Source organism: Acetobacter sp. KSO5 (assembly GCF_044094635.1).
GTDB lineage: Bacteria > Pseudomonadota > Alphaproteobacteria > Acetobacterales > Acetobacteraceae > Acetobacter > Acetobacter cerevisiae.
The window spans coordinates 602,891-619,507 of record NZ_CP172014.1 but is presented as its reverse complement, the minus strand read 5'-3'; the positions used below and the strand labels follow the sequence as shown (position 1 = coordinate 619,507).

Below are 16,617 nucleotides of genomic sequence, written 5' to 3'. Positions count from 1 at the left end.
TCTTGTCTTTCACGCCAAAAAAGGCGAGACAACAGCGTACCGCCAGCCATTGATACGCCTTTCCCCGTCCGCTCTTTGAGGCCCGTTGCTTTATGACGAAACCTGACGCTGCCAGTCATCTGGACATGGCGCACCCCTGCCTTGAGGGGAAGAAGCGTCGATGCGGGCGGCCGACCCCATCCGGGACGGAGCAGCTGGACCAGCATTTGCTGGAGGTGGCGGCGAGCCTGTTTGTGAAACATGGTTATGCGGGAACATCGGTAGACCAGATTGCCCGCAAGGCGTCTGCCAGCAAACAGACACTGTATCGGCGTTATCCGTCCAAGGAAGCGCTGTTCAAGGCGGTGATTACCAACGTGACAGCCTGCCTGCTGCGCACCATGGCGGAAACGCCGCTGAAGGACCCGCTGCTGGAACTGAAGCATGTCAGCCGCCTGATGCTGGATTTTGTCGTGCGGCCTGACGCGCTGGGCACGTATCGGATTCTGATTTCTGACGCTTACCGCTACCCCAGCCTGATTACCCATGCGATTGAGAATATCAGCGAGCCGTTTCACGACAGCTTTCTGCGCCTGCTGAAAGCAGCGCAGGCAGCCGGGCAGATTGAAGAAGGGCATGCCGATTCCACGACAGCCTATTTATGGAGTGGGCTGCTGACAGGCTGGCCGATGAAGCAGAGCCTGTTTGGCCTGACCCCGCTGGAAGACGAGGCCGCGCGCGATGCGTTTTTTGAGCGCGCGTGGGCGCTGTTCCTGCATGGGATTGGGGTGAAGCAGGACTAACGCACAGAGCGGCCTCTAGCGGGCCGTATGCCCGAAATACTGCTCCAGAAGCGCGACGTTCCGCAGGTTGGCCTTGAAGGCCGCATCAAACAGGTCCCCCGCGATCGGCACGGTATCGACTGCGGTTTCCAGCACCACATTCCCGATCATGCGGGCCAGCAGGCGCGTGGGCACGCGCAGGCGCCAGGCCTCCCACACGATATAGAGGGAGACGAGGCCCATCACCGCGCTGCCGCCAACCGGCAGCAGGCCTACAATGGCGTCCACCCCCACCCGGAAGCGCGTGCCGGGGAGGCGGAAGGCGGCGTCCAGAATCCAGGCCAGCCGCCGGACACGGCGCAGGCGATGCGCAATGTCCTCAGCGGTATGAGAGGCCGTATGGGGTGAGCCGTTTCCGGCTGAGGCATGAGCGTATGTCATGCATCAGAAAATGGGAGAGGCCCGAACGGGATTCAAGAGGGGTGGAAATCCAGCGCCAGACCGTTCATGCAGTAGCGCAGGCCGGTGGGCAGCGGGCCATCCGGAAAGACGTGGCCCAGATGCCCCTTGCAGGACGCGCAATGCACCTCGGTCCGCACCATGCCGTGGCGGCTGTCCTCCGTGGTTTCCACCGCGCCCGGAATGGCATCGTAAAACGAGGGCCAGCCGCTACCGCTTTCATATTTTGTGTCAGACTCAAACAGCGTCTGGCCACAGCCCGCGCAATGATACTGACCGGGACGTTTTTCGTGGTTCAGAGGGCTGGACCCCGGATATTCCGTGCCGTGTTCTTTCAGAATATGTTCCTGCTCTGGCGTGAGCGGGCCGCAACCGGTGGGGGAACAGGACTGGGTCATGCGGAGGGTCCTTCTCTTTCTGGTCGTCTCTGGGGAATTTATGGCGTCTTTCTAGCGGGTTTTCTCATAAGTTGCACCGGGGCCATGAGCATGATGCCAAAACAGGCAGCGTTTGGCCCCGAACCGGAACGCTATTTAACGACAGCAGAGGCGAACGGTTGCATCAGGGCTGCTGCGCTGGCGCAAACGGGGCTGACCATTGCATAAGCGAGAGGAAGGCGGCACTCTCCCGCCATGACGGCTTCCATACCCCCCTCCCCTGTTCTTGTCCTGTTTCGGGATGATTTTCGCCTGAGCGACAACCCGGCGCTCCATGCCGCCTGCGCCAGCGGCCAGCCCGTGCTGTGCGCCTATGTGCAGGATGAAGCCTGTCTGCCCAAAGGAGTAATTGGCTGGTGGCTGGGGCAGGCTGCGGAGGCGCTGGCCGAAGCACTCGGCAAGTGTGGCGGCACCTTGCTGACCCCGCAGGGGGAAACGCTTCCGGTTGTGCAGGATCTTGTAAAAGCATCTGGCATTTCAGAAGTTTTCTGGAACCGGCGTTATGACCCGGTGGGCAAGGAGATTGATACGGCTCTGAAAGCTAGGCTGACGGAACAGGGCGTGGCGGTGCAGTCCCTTTCCGCACGACTGCTGCATGAACCCTGGGCCGTGCGCACCGGGGCGGGACAGCCTTATCGGATTTTCACGGCATGGTGGCGCGCTGCGCGGGAACTGGGCGAACCCGGTCGCCCCCTGCCTGTCCCGCAGGACATTCAGTTTGCCGCTGTGCCGGAGGCGTTTAAAAAGCATGAGGTCTCCACAGCGTTGCTGAAACCAGCGTTGCCGGAAGATGCCACGCAGGCTGCGCAATACTGGCCGTGCAGTGAAGAAAACGCCCATACCATTCTGGAAGATTTTCTGGACGATACGCTAGCGCACTATGAAACAGACCGCGACCGGCCCGACCGGGAGGGCACATCCGGCCTTTCCCCTTATCTGCGCGCCGGGCTGATTTCTGCCCGGCAGATCTGGCAGGCTGCCCGAAAAGCAGAAGCCCGCAGCGGTGACCATGTGAATACGGAAAAATTCCTGTCCGAACTGGGCTGGCGGGATTTTGGGTGGATGCAGCTTTTCTATGAACCCCAGATGCCCACCCGCAATCTGCGCTCGGAATTTGACCAGATGCCCTGGCAGAATGACCCCGAGGCTTTTACCGCCTGGACAGAAGGCCGCACCGGCTACCCGCTGGTGGATGCGGGAATGCGGGAATTACGCGCTACCGGCACCATGCATAACCGGGTGCGCATGGTTGTAGCCTCCTTTTTAACCAAACATCTGCTGACAGACTGGCGCAAAGGCGAACGCTGGTTTTATGAACGGCTGGTGGATGCAGACCCGGCCTTAAACGCCATGAACTGGCAGTGGTGTGCAGGAACCGGGATTGATGCCTCGCCCTGGTTCCGCATTTTTAATCCGGTCGGGCAATCCGAAAAGTTTGATCCCTCAGGGGCTTATATCCGCACATGGGTCCCGGAACTGGCGAGTCTGCCAGACAAGCTGATCCACACCCCCTGGAAAATAGATGCCACACTGAGCCGCCATCTGCGCTTTGTGCCCGGTACCACCTACCCGCACCCGATTGTGGAGCTAAAGCAGGCACGCGCCATTGCGCTGGAGAGTTACAAAAACCTGAAAGGCTCTGAGCAAAGCTGAGGCTTTAAATCACGCCCAACTGGTTTGCGTTAAGGATAGCCATATCCGTTGTGGCCGCCCCCAGCTTGTGGCGTGCCACGCGCAGGCATAACCGCACGACAGGGTCTGACAGTTTGAGCTTGCGGGCAATTTCATGCCCCAGAAGCCCCTCCGCCGCCAGCTTCAGGCAGGCTTTTTCTTCCGCAGAAAGATCCTGCACACCGTTAGCCTGAAAGGCTGTTATCCGCAGATAAGCCTCATGCACATAATTCGCCAGCATCTGGTAATCCCGCACAAAGCTGACCCGTGCGAGGCCCTCAAATTTACGGGGATCATCACTGGTAATGGCGAACAGGCCGCGAGAGCCATCCGTCCCCAGCAGGGGGATGCTCAGCGCTGCATGACCCAGACTGTAATCCAGCCCTTCCATGAGCATACTGTAGCCCGGCGTGCCTTTTTCAATCTTCAGATCCCGCCATTCAAACGGCAGACCATTGTGCAAACCCCTTTTGACGACAGGGTCAATCAGCAGGTAGTTCTGATTATAATAGCGTTCCTGCCATTCCCGGGGATAGGTCGTGCAGGTGAAACCGTCGGGGTTCATGAAATCGCCACCCGAACCTGCAAAATAGTAAACAACATTGCTCATGTTGCAGTTTTCAGGAAGCGTCTTCAAAACAGCGGATAAGTCTGGCAGCGACTGCGCGCGTGTAATGGACGACACAAGGCCTTGCAAAGCTTTTGGAAGAATAAAGGTCGGTGCTGTTGTTTGTCTCAATGTCATAACCCGAACTTTGATATCGTACCCTCAGGACTCTGGCCAGCATACGCCTGATACGACGACCCCTCTCATTAAAAATAAGTTGCTTTGTTCAAAACGGACGGAGCTGCAATTCAGCCAGATGCCGCAATGCCAGAGGGCTGACATCCCATACCCCTACACCGAACTCCTGCCCGTTGATCTCCCCCTCACAAATGGGAGATGGCAGACATTCCAGCCGCCGATACAGCCGCAGTTTGGACCGGGGATACGTTCCGATGATCTGCTTGATGCCATTCGCGAACGCGCGTGCATAAACCGTTTTCAGCACGTCCAGCATCAGATTTCGCCCTGCCAGAGAGGATGTGTCAGCCGTTGTCGAGAAATAGGAAAGTTCCCAGATATCGGAACTGATGATATCCGGACATCCCTGAAAATAAGGGGAAAATTCATCCCGCAACATGGTTGGCCCCGTTGTCGGCATAATCCGGACCGAGGCAACGGCGTCTCCCCCATCCTGCAGGCCGACGATATAAAAGGGGCTACAGCGCCGATCATAATCGTCTTCCACCGGGCACGGATGAAAGGCCCTGCTCCATTCCGGATAATTTTCGAAAAACTTTTTCCGTGAGCCAAGCATCTTCTCATAAACTGAAAGATACTGATCACGCTCATCATAAGAAAATTCATAAATCATAATTGCCACCTACCCTTAGTCTCAACTCCGTATAATTTTGACGTCCCCCTCCTCTGTCGTGTTTGGCTTTTAACACTCTGCAAGACACCGTGGATATATTAGACAGCACGCAAAGTGATATCTAAAAATTCATAATATGACGTTTGTTTTAAGAATAAGAATTCAACCAATCATAGCTTACAACACGCAATAACCCCAAACGTTCCCTAAAAGAAGGACGCATTTTGAGCCGGGCTTCTATGCAGAAAATGCAGCAGAATTATGCCAGACTGTTTTATCCAATCCTCCAGTTCCTGAAGAGGCCTTCTCTCTTTGTGATGCTGTGTGGAGAGTGAAGGCCAGAAAAGAAAAAGGGGAACACACCGCGATGCGTTCCCCTTTTTTATAATCTGTGTTGGGAGGGATCAGAAATCAGCTTTTTCATGCTCGGTTGAAACGAACTTGATCAGCGTATGCGCCCTGACCGCTTCCGGGCCGCCTTCCGTGCCGTAACCGGAATCCTTGATACCACCGAAAGGCACTTCCGGCACGCCCAGACCGTGGTGGTTGATGGCGATCATCCCGGCTTCCACCTGTTCACCCAGCAGACGCTCCGTGCGCTCGTTGCGGGTGTAGGCATAAGCCGCCAGACCGTAGGGCAGACGGTTGGCTTCCTGCACGGCGTCTTTCAGAGCGGTGAATTCAGACACAATGGCAATCGGGCCGAACGGCTCTTCCTGCATCACGCGCATGGACAGGTTGGGGTTGAGAATCAGCGTGGGGGCGAAGAAGCAGCCTTCATTGGGCAGCGGCACATCAGCCTGCCAGATGGTGCCCCCTTTCTCCCGTGCATCGGCGACCAGTTCCGTCAGAGCTTTCAGGCGGCGTTCGTTCACCACCGGGCCCATGGTCACGCCGTCATCAAGGCCTGACCCAACCTTGAGGGCGTTCATCTGGGCCTTGAATTTGTCCACAAAGCTGGAGGCAATGCTCTTGTGCAGCAGGAAGCGCGTGGGCGCGATACACACCTGACCGGCATTGCGGAACTTGGCAGCACAGAGGCGCTGCGCAGCGGCGTCCAGATCCGCATCCTCACACACGATCACCGGGGCATGGCCACCCAGTTCCATGGTGACGGGCTTCATCTGCGCGCCGGCGAGAGACGCCAGATGTTTGCCGACCGGAGTGGAGCCGGTGAAAGAGATTTTGCGCACCACGGGATGGGCGATCAGATATTCGGAAATTTCTGCCGGGTTGCCATACACCAGAGAGACCGCACCCGCCGGAACGCCAGCATCACAAAACGCGCGCAGCAGTTCCGCCGGAGAGGCCGGGGTATCTTCCGGGGCTTTGACAATTACGGCACACCCGGCGGCAAGGGCAGCCCCCAGCTTGCGGGCAATCTGGTTGATGGGGAAGTTCCACGGCGTAAAGGCCGCGACAACCCCCACGGGGCGATGCAGTACGCGCTGCTCCACATTGGGCACACGCGGCGGAATGAGCGTATCATTCAGGCGACGGCCTTCCTCACCAAAATATTCGATGACGTTGGCAGCGCCCTTGATCTCGATAATGGACTGCTCAAGCGGCTTGCCCTGCTCGCGGCTCATGATGCGGCCAATGCTCTCCGCACGCTCACGCAGCAGATTGGCGGCTTTGCGCATGATGACAAAGCGGTCCCACGCCGTAAGCGCCCGCCATGCGGCGAAGCCCTGCGCGGCTCCGTCAGCCACCCGTGCCAGATCGGCCTTGGAGGCGTGGGCAATCTTGCCGATTTCCTCACCGGTGGCGGGGTTGAAGACCGGCAGTGTGCGGCCATCTGCCGCATCCTGCCACTGCCCGGCCACCAGAAGCTGTGTGCTGATAAAATCCTGTGACATTGCGTATCTCTCCCACTGGAACGACAGACACGCCACCATGACGTTGCCTTATGATCCTTAAGGAGAGAGCATCATCAGGATAGGGATGCAAGGGGGCACGGAGGGTGCCCCCTGCCCCGGTCAGGCGAACAGTTTTTTCAGCTCATTGATAACATGCACGCTGGTAATGAGACGCGTGCATTCAAACTGGCGCGGCGTGTTTTCATGCCGGGGGCACCACAAGAAATTGTGATGATCAAACCGCTCCGTGGGGTCGTTCCAGCAGGAGTTGCAGGTGTGCCAGTTGATAACGCGGTAAGGCGTTTCAAACTCATTGGTGGGGTGTGTGAAGCCGGAGATCATCACGACCTCGGTGCCCGCAGCCCAGGCCAGCCAGGCCAGACCGGAACTGAGGCCTATAAAGGCATCCGCATGCTTCAGCCAGCGGGCACGCTCGGAGAGCGGGCGGTTGCCGGTTTCATCTTCCGCCCCATGGGGGATGTAGTTCCAGACAAGGCCGGTGCCGTGCACGGTTTTCTGGTCAATACAGATCACCCGGTAGCCTTTTTCCTTCAGGAAGGCGATGACCTCCTGCCAGCCGGTCGGGTTGTTCCAGTATTTGCACTGCGTGCTGGCCTGCACGGCGATGCAGACATACGGCTCCGGGATGGGGCGGCTGTCATCGGGCAGGTGCAGACGCGGGGCTTCCTCATGCGGGGAGACACCCAGAATATAGCCTGCGGTGCGGTGCAGACCGACAAAGCGGAAGTCCGTGGGCTGCTGGTTGCAGTCTTTGTCATCAAAAAACAGACCGATGCAGTACGTGGCGTAGGCCCTGGCCGGCACGCCTGCCTTCTCGGCGTCCTCGGAGGTCATGAGGGTAATGTTGGGATAGGCTTCCTTAAGCAACGGCAGGATGAGGCCGGACAGCAGGCAGGTGACTTTCGCGCCGCGTTCTTCCGCAAAGCGGGACACATAGGGGAACCATGCCAGCGTATCCCCCAGCGTGCCCACCGGCAGCTGAATGACAACCTCCTGCCCGCGTGCATCATACTCATGCTGGAAAACAGGCCGCTCGACACCATCCGCGCCGATATCAGTCACCTCAATCCCAAAGCGCACATAGTAGCGTTTGCTGGAGGAAATGGTGGCTCCGGCGGCCTCATGATGGAAGAGGATATTCCCGGTATCCAGATCGCGCAGAATGACGCGCCATTTGCCCTCTTTCCGCTCGGGCACATGCACGCGTGCGCCGAGATTGAAATCGAAGCGGATCCCGTGCGGGCCTTCCAGCACCGGCAGCGGCGGCGGAGACAGGTAAGCCGGTTTGCCCTCGGGCTTGGCGGCAGGCTGAGCGGCAGGTTCCTGACCCGCCGGCTGCTGGGAGGCCGGCTGCGCGGCCTGAGCCGGAGCGTCGGCCTGTGGAGCAGGAGCGGGAGAAACGGGAGCTGCGGTTTCAGACAAAGAGAGTCACCTATATAAAATAGAGACAGATTTTATGACCAAAAATTTACTAATTAGACTCTCATAAAAATAATTAACATTCCTTTATACCGTTTTCTTTTTCTTCCTGAAAATAGGCGATAGAGACAGCACGCCCTCACGCTATCAGGATGTTTTTTCATTAAAATCTATTTTAAAAATGTAAGCAATAAAACTGTAACCCCATGACTGAGACTTTTCTTTTACAGAGACCGGCCATGTCATACGGTTGCTTTCCTCATGCCATTCCTGCCTGTTTTTGGCACTCTGATTATTTTTGACACTGCGGGTTATGGTGATGAGCACTCCATTCCAAGGCGATTTTGATGCGAACTTTCTCTCGTCGTTCTGTTCTCGCAGCCTCCGGTGCCGCAGCCTTCTGCGGGACTATACGGCGGGCGGGAGCAGCCCCCTCCCTTGCCCCGCGCCCTCTGGTATTTGCGCACCGGGGTGCGTCCGCCTTGCGGCCTGAGCACACGCTGGCGGCCTACGCCAAAGCCATTGCAGATGGGGCTGACTTTATCGAGCCCGACCTTGTGATGACCAAAGATGGCGTGATGATCTGCCGCCATGAAACCAATATTGCCGAGACGACGGACGTTGCGCAGAGGCCGGAGTTTGCCAGCCGCAAACGCACCGCAACCATTGATGGCAAGACCGCCACTGGCTGGTTCACGACGGACTTCACCCTTGCGGAGCTCAAAACCCTGCGGGCGAAAGAGCGCCTTGCCACACTGCGTGTGCATAACACCCGTTTTGACGGGCACTTTGACATTCCGACCTTTGAGGAAATGATTGATTTTGTGGCTGCTGAATCTGCCACATGCGGTCGGGTTCTGGGGCTGATCCCTGAAATCAAACACTCCACGCATTTCCATACGCTGGGGTTTGACCCGGAAGCCGTGTTCCTGCGCACGATAGCTGCCCATGAGTATACCCGCATGGCCCCGCTGGAAGTGCAGTCCTTCGAGACCGGCAACCTCCAGCGCATTGGGGCCGATGTACGGGCTATCAACCCGCAGGCGCGGCTGATGCTGCTGATGGGGGAACGGACAGAGGTGCCGCCGGATCTGGCCGCCAAAGGCGAAAAAACCACCTTTGGCGACCTGATGACCCCGACGGGCCTGAAGGGCGTGCGGCGTTATGCGGATGTGATTGGCCCTTCCCTGACCGACCTTATCCCACGGGATGCACAGGGGGCGTGGCTTGAGCCATCCTCTCTGGTGGAGGATGCGCATGCGGCGGGGCTGCTAGTGCATGCCTATACCTGCCGCCCGGAAAACCATTTCCTGCCGCGCCAGTTGCGCAATACGGACGGGGATGCAGCCCGCAATGTGCGCGGGTCCATTCAGGAAATTCAGCGCTATCTGGATATGGGGCTGGACGGGTTCTTTACCGATGATCCGGCGATTGGCCGCCGGGCGGTGGACCACATCTGAGGATGGGTCACCGCTGGCTCAGGCTGGTGGCGTGTCCTTGAGGACAAGCGGCAAGCCTGCTGCAATAAACAGGACTTTTCCAGCTTTTTCGGCCAGACGCTGGTGGAGAAGACCTGCTTCATCCCGAAACTGCCGGGCCAGTTTATGTTCCGGCACAATGCCAAGCCCGACCTCATTCCCCACCAGCACGGTGGGCGCGCGACGTTCGGCCAGCGCGGTGATGAGTGCGTGTGTGGCGTCTGGAATACTGCGTTCTTCCAGCAGGAGATTGGTCAGCCACAGGGTCAGGCAGTCCAGCAAGAGCGGGCGGTCGGCATGGACACGCAGAACATCAGCCACCGCAAAGGGTTCTTCCACAGTCTGCCAGCCCTCTGCCCTACTGGCGCGGTGGTGCGCGATACGGTCCTGCATTTCCGTATCAAACGCGCGGCCTGTAGCCAGATAGACCCACGGGGCGGGCAGCGCTGTTATCAGGGCTTCTGCATGGCGGCTCTTGCCGGACCGCGCGCCGCCCAGAATGAGTGTTGTGGCGGGCAGGCCTGCGGGGAGGTGCATGGTGTCGTTCTGCGTGGCCGTGACGGGCATGGGGTCAGACGTAGCTTGCCCGTCTGTTGGTGTGCCTGCCGGACTGGCCGGGTCTGCCTTGAGCGTGATGGAGGTCATGCGCAATCCGCTTTCTGCTGCCGTGTGCCTGTGGTGTTTATCACAGCATGGCTGGCGGGGTCATGCCTCGGCTTTTTTCTGGTATTCTCTGTGCTTTGTATGTTTTGGCTATGTGGGTTGAAGCTGTTGTTTATGACCTTGGCAATTGAGACCGTTTTCGCCTACATTGCGGTCAATCCTATATGCGGTACAGAATTTATAAAGCGGACATAGGTCAGATATCTTTTTGAGGATTTAAAAATGGATAAATGCGACAAGCTTATAAAAGAACTCGAAGCCGCGCATAAGAAAAACTATTGTGAAGCGCATAAGCTGGAATTCATGGTCGACGCGTGTTGGTGGGCGTCAGTAGTTGCCGCTGCTTTGGCATCAGTCTCTGGCTTGCTTCCGTTACCTCCTTATCTGCCTCTTCCATCCTGGGGTATAAGTCTATTGGCAGCGAGTGCTAGTGGGGCAGAGTTGCTTCGAAGAAACACAAAGTGGCGTGAAAGATCAAATGTTTATTATAGCTACGGAGATGCCGCATGGAGACTTGCAAACCGCTTGAAGTTTGAAATCGCTCATCCAGTTACACCAGATCAGCTAGCTCACATATCTAAGGAATTTCGCACAGCGCAAGAAGAGTTTGGAAAACAGATGGCTAAACTCAATCTTGCCCGCGATGCTCGGTCAAAACAGATTGCTCCAAAATAATCCAATCTGTAATTATTTTATCAAAGTCCGCTTTTTGCAATTCGTAGCTGTAAAACTGACAGTCAGCTTTCCCCCCAAAACCACCTGTCAGCTAAACGGCAACAACGCATACAGGAGGAATTCGCTCTCTAGGTCGAACCTGAGCAGGCATGACTTTTTCTTTCATAAGCGGTCCCTACTCCGCAGGTTGCTTTCCGCATGGCGCGATATTCCGACCCCGCAACAAGACACCTTGTCAGGACCGGATTTCCGTGACACACATGTGTCACAACTACATATGTGTGTCACATGCTCCGCGACGAATATGCAGCCCAGACCCGGCAACGTATTATTGAGGCTTTCATTGCTCTGCTTGAAGAAAGCGAGGATAGCACTATTGCGACCTCTGCTCTTGCTAAAAGAGCGGGTGTCTCGCTGCGGACGGTGTATCGTTACTTTCCGTCACGCGACGCTCTGCTTGCCGCAACGGCTGACTGGCTAAATACGGAAGTCTTCGGGCTGGCGTCACAGGATGACCCGGAGGGGGTTGTAAAAGGGTTTCAGGTCGCCGTCGGGAAGTTCGATAGTCGTCCGGATCTTGCACGCATTCTTGCACTCACGCGCGTTGGGCGCTCCATGCGCAGCACGTTCCGGAATGAGCTGGCTTCCCGGAGGCGGAGCCTTTTATGGAGTGACACACCCGGCATCCCTGCCCCTGACCGAGTGCGGGCGGAGGCTGTTCTGGCCTGTCTGGACAATGTTCAATCCTGGCTGACGCTCCGAGAAGAGTTTGACATGGATGCGAAGGAGATTGGGGCAGCCATCGGCTGGGCGATGGAACTGGTGCTGAATGAGACCCGGCGCTCCGCTCAGACCAAAAAGAAGACGCCGTGATGCCCACTTTCCCGAACAGGCGGGCCGTGGCGCTCGGTTTTGGCATTCCATGTGTTGCGATTGTTCTTGTCGCGCCGTTTCTCAGTTGTCTGCCGTTTTCAGTGTTTGGGATTCCCATTGTTTTTGTCTGGCTCTTTGCGTGGTTCCCGCTGACATCGTTGTGTCTGTGGCTTTGTGAGAAACTGCGATGACCGGGGTTATTGTCGCCTGCGTCCTGCTTCTGTCGCTTGGTGCAGCGTGGCTTGCGCGCGTGCGGTCCCGGCATATGTCGGTTGAAACGCTGCTTGTGGCAGATCGGGCGTTACCTGCGCCCATGCTGTTTATTCTCACTGTGGGTGAGATTTACAGTATTGGCTCGATCGTTGCGTTTCCCGCCGGGCTTTATGGGCATGGCGTGAGCTACGGATACTGGTTTCTGGGCTATCTGCTTCTGGCCTTTCCGGTTGGGTATTTTGTCGGCCCTGCCATCTGGCAACGCGCAAAACAGTATGATGCGTGCACTCTCCCCGAGGTTTTCGGACGGCATTTTAAAAGTGTTGCGTTCGAGCGGCTGACGGCGTGGGCCTGCGTTATCGCCCTGGTGCCGTGGGGACAGTTTCAGTTTATTGGGTTGCGCTCCGTTCTGGACACAATGGGATTTTCCGCAACACCGGCTGCGGGTCTGGCAGGATGCGCCGTGATCGCATTCGCCTATGTGGCACTAGGCGGCGTGCGGGCTTCGACTTACGTCGCCTTGCTCAAGGATGTTTTGATGCTGTTTGGCATCGCCGCTGTCGGCGTCGGGGCGATCTGCATGCAGTATAAACTCTCGGGCGGGCATGCGGACATCGTCAGGCCGACGCTTGCGCTCCCTTCTGGCAGCAGTCTTGTCTTTGCCATCACCACAATCCTTTATCAGGGCATTGGGTTTTATTTTCAGCCGTCCGTTACTCCCTATTTGTTTACGGCGCGTTCGGCACAGGCTGTGCGCAAAGCCATGATTTTCATGCCGCTTTATATGTTGATGTATCCGTTTGCGGTGTTTGCAACGATTTTTGCCCTGCGGTTTCTTCCGCCCTTATCAAACCCGAACGCCGTGTTTTTCCATGTCGCGGGCGTGTTGCTCCCGCCGTGGATGGTGGCGCTGGCAGCCGCTGGCGCAGTGCTGGCCGGGTTGCTGGTTCTGGCGGCCACGTCTCTCAATATCGCGGCGATGATGACGCGCAATATTGTACCCAAACTGGGCCGTCGGCACCCCAAACGGGCCATTAATCTGGCGGTTATCCTGTTTCTTGTGCTGGCGCTGGTCGCCACGGCGCATGCGCCCGCAATCATGCTGACGGCTTTGAATGTCAGCGGTTATATCGGGATTCAGTTTGCGTCTTTGTGGTTCCTGATTCTGACGGGCTGGCCGGCTTCTGCCCGGATTGCGGGGCTGGGGCTTTTTTCGGGGGCGGGCGTGGCGATCGCGTTATTTGCGTCCGGTATGTCTCTTGGTGGTGTTAATCCGGGGCTGATCGGACTGCTGGCCAACTGCGCCATCGTGTTTTGTCCGCTGTGGCGCGGCCGGGGTGCGGTGCGCGTTCACACTAAGAAAGATCTGTTATGAGCCTTGACACTCTTATAAGAGCCATTCCGAAAATTGACCTGCACTGCCATCTGGCAGGCTCGCTGAGTGCGGAAACCGTTTTCGCTCTTGCGGCGAAGAACAATGTCCCTCTTCCGGTGACGGACCCAGACAAGTTCTATGCGTTTACGGATTTCTACGATTTTCTTGCGCGGCTTGAGGTCATAGGCCGGTGCATGATCACACGGGATGATTTTGCGCGCGTCTCTTACGAGGCGCTTGCGGACGGGTATCGGAAAGGCAACCTGCGCTACGCCGAGTTTTTCTTCAGCCCGAATTACCATTACCCGCACGGGGTCCGTTACGAGACCATGGTGGACGGATTTGTTGATGGTCTTCGACAGGCGAAAGAAGATTTCGGCATTACCGGCCGCCTGATCCCTGCCATCAACCGGGAACTCGGGCCGGAGGTCGCGCTAGCGATGGTGCGGGACGTGCTCGCCCATCGGCGGGAGGAGGTTATTGGGATCGGCATGGACTGTGCCGAATTCAAAGGCCCGCCGGAGTTGTTTAAGGATGCCTATGCTCTGGCCCGGTCCGCCGGTCTGCGCTGCACGGCGCATGCCTGTGAGGATAATCAGACGCTGGCACAGGCACCGCCGCGCAATGTCGAAACCTGCCTTGATGTTCTGGGCTGTGACCGGATTGACCACGGCTATAATATGCTGGCGGATCCGGTTCTGACGTGCCGGTGCAGGGACCGCGGGGTGCCGTTTACGGTCTGCTCCCATACCTGTGTGCCGCAGCGCATGGAAAAGCGGGCAGAAACGCTGAAAGCGATGCATGAGGCGGGACTGTTTCTTGTTCCCTGCACAGATGACCCGCCGATGTTCGGGACGGATATTGGCACGACGTACGTGACGATGGCGCGTAGTCTGTCCCTGAGTGTGGAAGAGGTCGCGGCGATGTCTCTGCGGACGCTCGACGCCTCGTGGCTTTCAGACGCGGAAAAAGCGGCCATGAAGACGGAGTTTGAGGCTGAAATTCAGTCTCTCGGTGTCATGACGGCCTAAAAGAGTGGGGCGGAAAAAGGTCTCCCCCTTGTTTCCATACCCCATGCTGGATGGAGCGTTCGAAAAACAGGGTTATGATGTCGGGTCTTTAGATTGTATCCATGCGGCCCATGAAAACGAGCATACTCCACGATCCGAAACGGTCGATTGACTCCCTCTCTGCCCTGCGGGCTGCCTGTACGGCGTTGCGGGGGGTGGATGCGGCGGCGCAGCAGCAGATTGCCGACCGCGAGGCCGAGCTGACCAAACCGGCCGGCAGTCTGGGGCGGCTGGAAGAGCTGACGCGCTGGCTCGGCGGCTGGCAGAAGCAGGCGGGACCTCAGCTTGAGCGGGTGCAGATCCTGATTTTTGCGGGCAATCATGGCGTGGTGCGGCAAGGTGTTTCGCCCTGGCCGCAGGATGTGACAGCCCAGATGGTCCAGAATTTTGAAAGCGGCGGGGCGGCTATCAATCAGCTGGCCCGCGTGGCAGACGCCCGGTTGCGGGTGGTGCCAGTGCATGATCTGGCTTCCACAGCGGATTTCACCACCGCTCCGGCCATGACAGAAGCCGCGTTTCTGGAGGCTGTGCAGACGGGGTATGACGCCGTGCCGCGTGCGTGTGACCTGCTGTGTCTGGGGGAAATGGGCATTGGCAACACCACAGCGGCTTCAGCACTGGCGGCGGCGCTGTTTGGAGGTGCCGGGGCAGACTGGGCCGGGCGTGGCACGGGGCTGGATGCTCCGGGGGTGGCGCACAAGGCGCGGGTGATTGATGCCGCTCTGGCTTACCACAAGGCGGAGATGGCGGCGGCACAGGGTACCTCTGCAATGGAGGGCGAACGCGCAAAGCCGTTCGGCGCGGTAACGCCCGCATCCGCCGCGCAAGAGGGTGACAGTCATGGTGCTGCATCTTCTGGTGTTGCGTCTGACGCAGCAGGCTTGCCTGCATATGACCCGCTGGAAATAGCCCGCAGACTGGGCGGGTATGAACTCGCGGCCTTGCTGGGGGCGGCGCTGGCGGCGCGGCATTACGGCATTCCGGTGCTGCTGGATGGATTTGTCTGCACGGCGGCAGTCGCTCCACTGGCGCGGCTGGCAGCAGGCGGGCTGGACCATGCGCGCCTCTCCCATTGTTCTGCGGAAGCAGGCCATGCGCGGCTGGCGGAAAAGCTGGGACTGATGCCGTTGCTGGACCTTGGTTTGCGGCTGGGGGAAGCGTCGGGCGCAGCACTCGCGGTGCCTCTGCTGCGGGCAGCGGTGGCCTGCCATAATGGCATGGCGACGTTTGCGCAGGCTGCGGTTTCGGGCCGCACATGAGCCCCCCCGCCCCGGCTGAGTCCTTTGGTGCGCGGCTGCGGCTGGATCTGGCCTGCGGGCTGAGTTTACTGACACGCCTGCCCGTGGGCTGGCTGCTCTCCCCCGCGCAACGAGCGAGCACGGCACTGTGGCCAATGGGCCGTTCCATCTGGTGCTGGCCGCTGATTGGCACGGCGATTGGCGCGGTCGTCGGGGCAGTCTTCTGGCTGCTGCGGCTGGGCCATGTGGCGGCGTTACCGGCGGCGGGGCTTGCGCTGGCGTTCCAGTGTGTGCTGACCGGCGGCCTGCATGAAGACGGGCTGGCCGACATGGCCGACGGCTGTGGCGGGGCCACGCGGGAGCGTCGGCTGGAGATTATGCGGGACAGCCGGATTGGCAGTTACGGCGTCATGGCGCTGGGCCTGAGCCTGTTAGTGCGGGCCTCGGCTGTGGCAGCGCTTCCCGCTGGGGTGGCTGTGCTGGCGCTGGCGATCTCCGCATGTCTGGCGCGGGCGGTGCTGCTGGTGTTACTCGCCTGCCTGCCCCCTGCCCGACCTGATGGTCTGGCCCGCTCGCTCAACCCCCTGCCGCGTGGGCCGCTCTGGGTCGGGCTGGCTCTGGCGGGGGTGAGCGTTGTGGCGTTGGCGGGAGAGATGACGGTGCTGGTAAGCCTGCCCGCTGTGGCGATAGCCCTTGTGGCCTGCGGGCTGGTGGGCATGGCCGCGCGGCGGTTGCTGGGCGGTTATACGGGCGATGTGCTGGGGGCGGCTGCGGTGTTCACCGAGTGTCTGGTGCTGGCCGGTTTTACGGCGCTGCTCTGACTCCAGAGGTCCCACCTGCTTTTGTATGAATTGACAGGGGCGGAGGGGCCGTTCAGACTACAGGCTGATCTGAGGAAGCTGGTGAGAGTCCGGCACGGTCGCGCCACTGTAATCCGCTTTTTTAGAGCGGGAAGTCAGACCCTCAGCGTCGTTTTTTCCACCGCGG

Annotated in this window: 16 protein-coding genes and 1 riboswitch; of the genes, 9 read left to right on the top strand and 7 right to left on the bottom strand. The window is 58.6% G+C overall.

Annotated elements, in window-relative coordinates; translation table 11 throughout:
* The first annotated feature begins 92 nt into the window (after nucleotides 1–92).
* Nucleotides 93–782: a TetR/AcrR family transcriptional regulator gene (locus tag ACHQGU_RS02755; RefSeq protein WP_252354099.1), complete on the top strand. Its 690-nt coding sequence runs from the start codon at nucleotides 93–95 to the stop codon at nucleotides 780–782.
* A 15-nt stretch (nucleotides 783–797) separates the two neighbouring features.
* Here the strand turns inward: ACHQGU_RS02755 and ACHQGU_RS02750 are convergent, their stop codons facing one another.
* Entirely contained in the window at nucleotides 798–1,202 is a 405-nt protein-coding gene (locus tag ACHQGU_RS02750) for a DUF4112 domain-containing protein (RefSeq protein ID WP_395495780.1), read from the bottom strand.
* Nucleotides 1,203–1,234: 32 nt separating this feature from the next.
* Nucleotides 1,235–1,618: a peptide-methionine (R)-S-oxide reductase MsrB gene (gene msrB, locus ACHQGU_RS02745; protein ID WP_062142449.1), complete on the bottom strand. Its 384-nt coding sequence runs from the start codon at nucleotides 1,616–1,618 to the stop codon at nucleotides 1,235–1,237.
* A 234-nt stretch (nucleotides 1,619–1,852) separates the two neighbouring features.
* Here msrB and ACHQGU_RS02740 point away from each other — a divergent pair, with 234 nt between their 5' ends.
* Nucleotides 1,853–3,310: a cryptochrome/photolyase family protein gene (locus tag ACHQGU_RS02740; RefSeq protein WP_395495779.1), complete on the top strand. Its 1,458-nt coding sequence runs from the start codon at nucleotides 1,853–1,855 to the stop codon at nucleotides 3,308–3,310.
* Between the two features lie 4 nt (nucleotides 3,311–3,314).
* On the opposite strand, the gene ACHQGU_RS02735 is transcribed toward ACHQGU_RS02740, so the two are convergent.
* From ACHQGU_RS02735 to ACHQGU_RS02720, 4 genes are all read right to left on the bottom strand, one after another.
* A complete protein-coding gene (locus ACHQGU_RS02735; protein ID WP_062249617.1) occupies nucleotides 3,315–3,938 on the bottom strand; it encodes an autoinducer binding domain-containing protein in 624 nt (207 codons plus the stop codon).
* A 223-nt stretch (nucleotides 3,939–4,161) separates the two neighbouring features.
* On the bottom strand, nucleotides 4,162–4,746 hold the full coding sequence (locus ACHQGU_RS02730; protein WP_395495778.1) for an acyl-homoserine-lactone synthase: 585 nt from the start codon (nucleotides 4,744–4,746) through the stop codon (nucleotides 4,162–4,164).
* Nucleotides 4,747–5,150: 404 nt separating this feature from the next.
* Nucleotides 5,151–6,605, bottom strand: a complete 1,455-nt coding sequence (locus tag ACHQGU_RS02725) for an NAD-dependent succinate-semialdehyde dehydrogenase (protein ID WP_062142441.1) — start codon at nucleotides 6,603–6,605, stop codon at nucleotides 5,151–5,153.
* A gap of 120 nt (nucleotides 6,606–6,725) precedes the next feature.
* Nucleotides 6,726–8,048, bottom strand: coding sequence for an autotransporter strand-loop-strand O-heptosyltransferase (locus ACHQGU_RS02720; RefSeq protein WP_395495777.1), 1,323 nt, complete (start codon nucleotides 8,046–8,048; stop codon nucleotides 6,726–6,728).
* 344 nt (nucleotides 8,049–8,392) lie between these two features.
* Here ACHQGU_RS02720 and ACHQGU_RS02715 point away from each other — a divergent pair, with 344 nt between their 5' ends.
* Nucleotides 8,393–9,505 carry a glycerophosphodiester phosphodiesterase family protein gene (locus tag ACHQGU_RS02715; protein WP_395495776.1) on the top strand — a complete coding sequence of 371 codons (1,113 nt, stop codon included), beginning with the start codon at nucleotides 8,393–8,395 and terminating at the stop codon, nucleotides 9,503–9,505.
* 18 nt (nucleotides 9,506–9,523) lie between these two features.
* On the opposite strand, the gene cobU is transcribed toward ACHQGU_RS02715, so the two are convergent.
* On the bottom strand, nucleotides 9,524–10,060 hold the full coding sequence (cobU, locus tag ACHQGU_RS02710; protein WP_395496369.1) for a bifunctional adenosylcobinamide kinase/adenosylcobinamide-phosphate guanylyltransferase: 537 nt from the start codon (nucleotides 10,058–10,060) through the stop codon (nucleotides 9,524–9,526).
* 348 nt (nucleotides 10,061–10,408) lie between these two features.
* On the opposite strand from cobU, the gene ACHQGU_RS02705 reads away from it, so the two are divergent.
* The 6 genes from ACHQGU_RS02705 (at nucleotide 10,409) to cobS (ending at nucleotide 16,451) form a co-directional block, all read left to right on the top strand.
* Entirely contained in the window at nucleotides 10,409–10,861 is a 453-nt protein-coding gene (locus ACHQGU_RS02705; protein ID WP_395495775.1) for a hypothetical protein, read from the top strand.
* A 288-nt stretch (nucleotides 10,862–11,149) separates the two neighbouring features.
* Entirely contained in the window at nucleotides 11,150–11,734 is a 585-nt protein-coding gene (locus ACHQGU_RS02700; RefSeq protein ID WP_395495774.1) for a TetR/AcrR family transcriptional regulator, read from the top strand.
* A 187-nt stretch (nucleotides 11,735–11,921) separates the two neighbouring features.
* Nucleotides 11,922–13,322 carry a sodium:solute symporter gene (locus ACHQGU_RS02695; protein ID WP_395495773.1) on the top strand — a complete coding sequence of 467 codons (1,401 nt, stop codon included), beginning with the start codon at nucleotides 11,922–11,924 and terminating at the stop codon, nucleotides 13,320–13,322.
* Complete coding sequence (gene add, locus ACHQGU_RS02690; protein WP_395495772.1) at nucleotides 13,319–14,353, top strand: adenosine deaminase; 1,035 nt, start codon at nucleotides 13,319–13,321, stop codon at nucleotides 14,351–14,353. Before ACHQGU_RS02695 ends, add begins: the two co-directional genes overlap by 4 nt.
* A gap of 110 nt (nucleotides 14,354–14,463) precedes the next feature.
* Nucleotides 14,464–15,651, top strand: coding sequence for a nicotinate-nucleotide--dimethylbenzimidazole phosphoribosyltransferase (locus ACHQGU_RS02685; RefSeq protein ID WP_395495771.1), 1,188 nt, complete (start codon nucleotides 14,464–14,466; stop codon nucleotides 15,649–15,651).
* Nucleotides 15,648–16,451, top strand: a complete 804-nt coding sequence (gene cobS, locus ACHQGU_RS02680; RefSeq protein WP_395495770.1) for an adenosylcobinamide-GDP ribazoletransferase — start codon at nucleotides 15,648–15,650, stop codon at nucleotides 16,449–16,451. The genes ACHQGU_RS02685 and cobS overlap by 4 nt, the downstream gene beginning before the upstream one ends.
* A 25-nt stretch (nucleotides 16,452–16,476) precedes the next feature.
* Nucleotides 16,477–16,612, top strand: a riboswitch (cobalamin riboswitch).
* Nucleotides 16,613–16,617 lie beyond the last annotated feature (5 nt).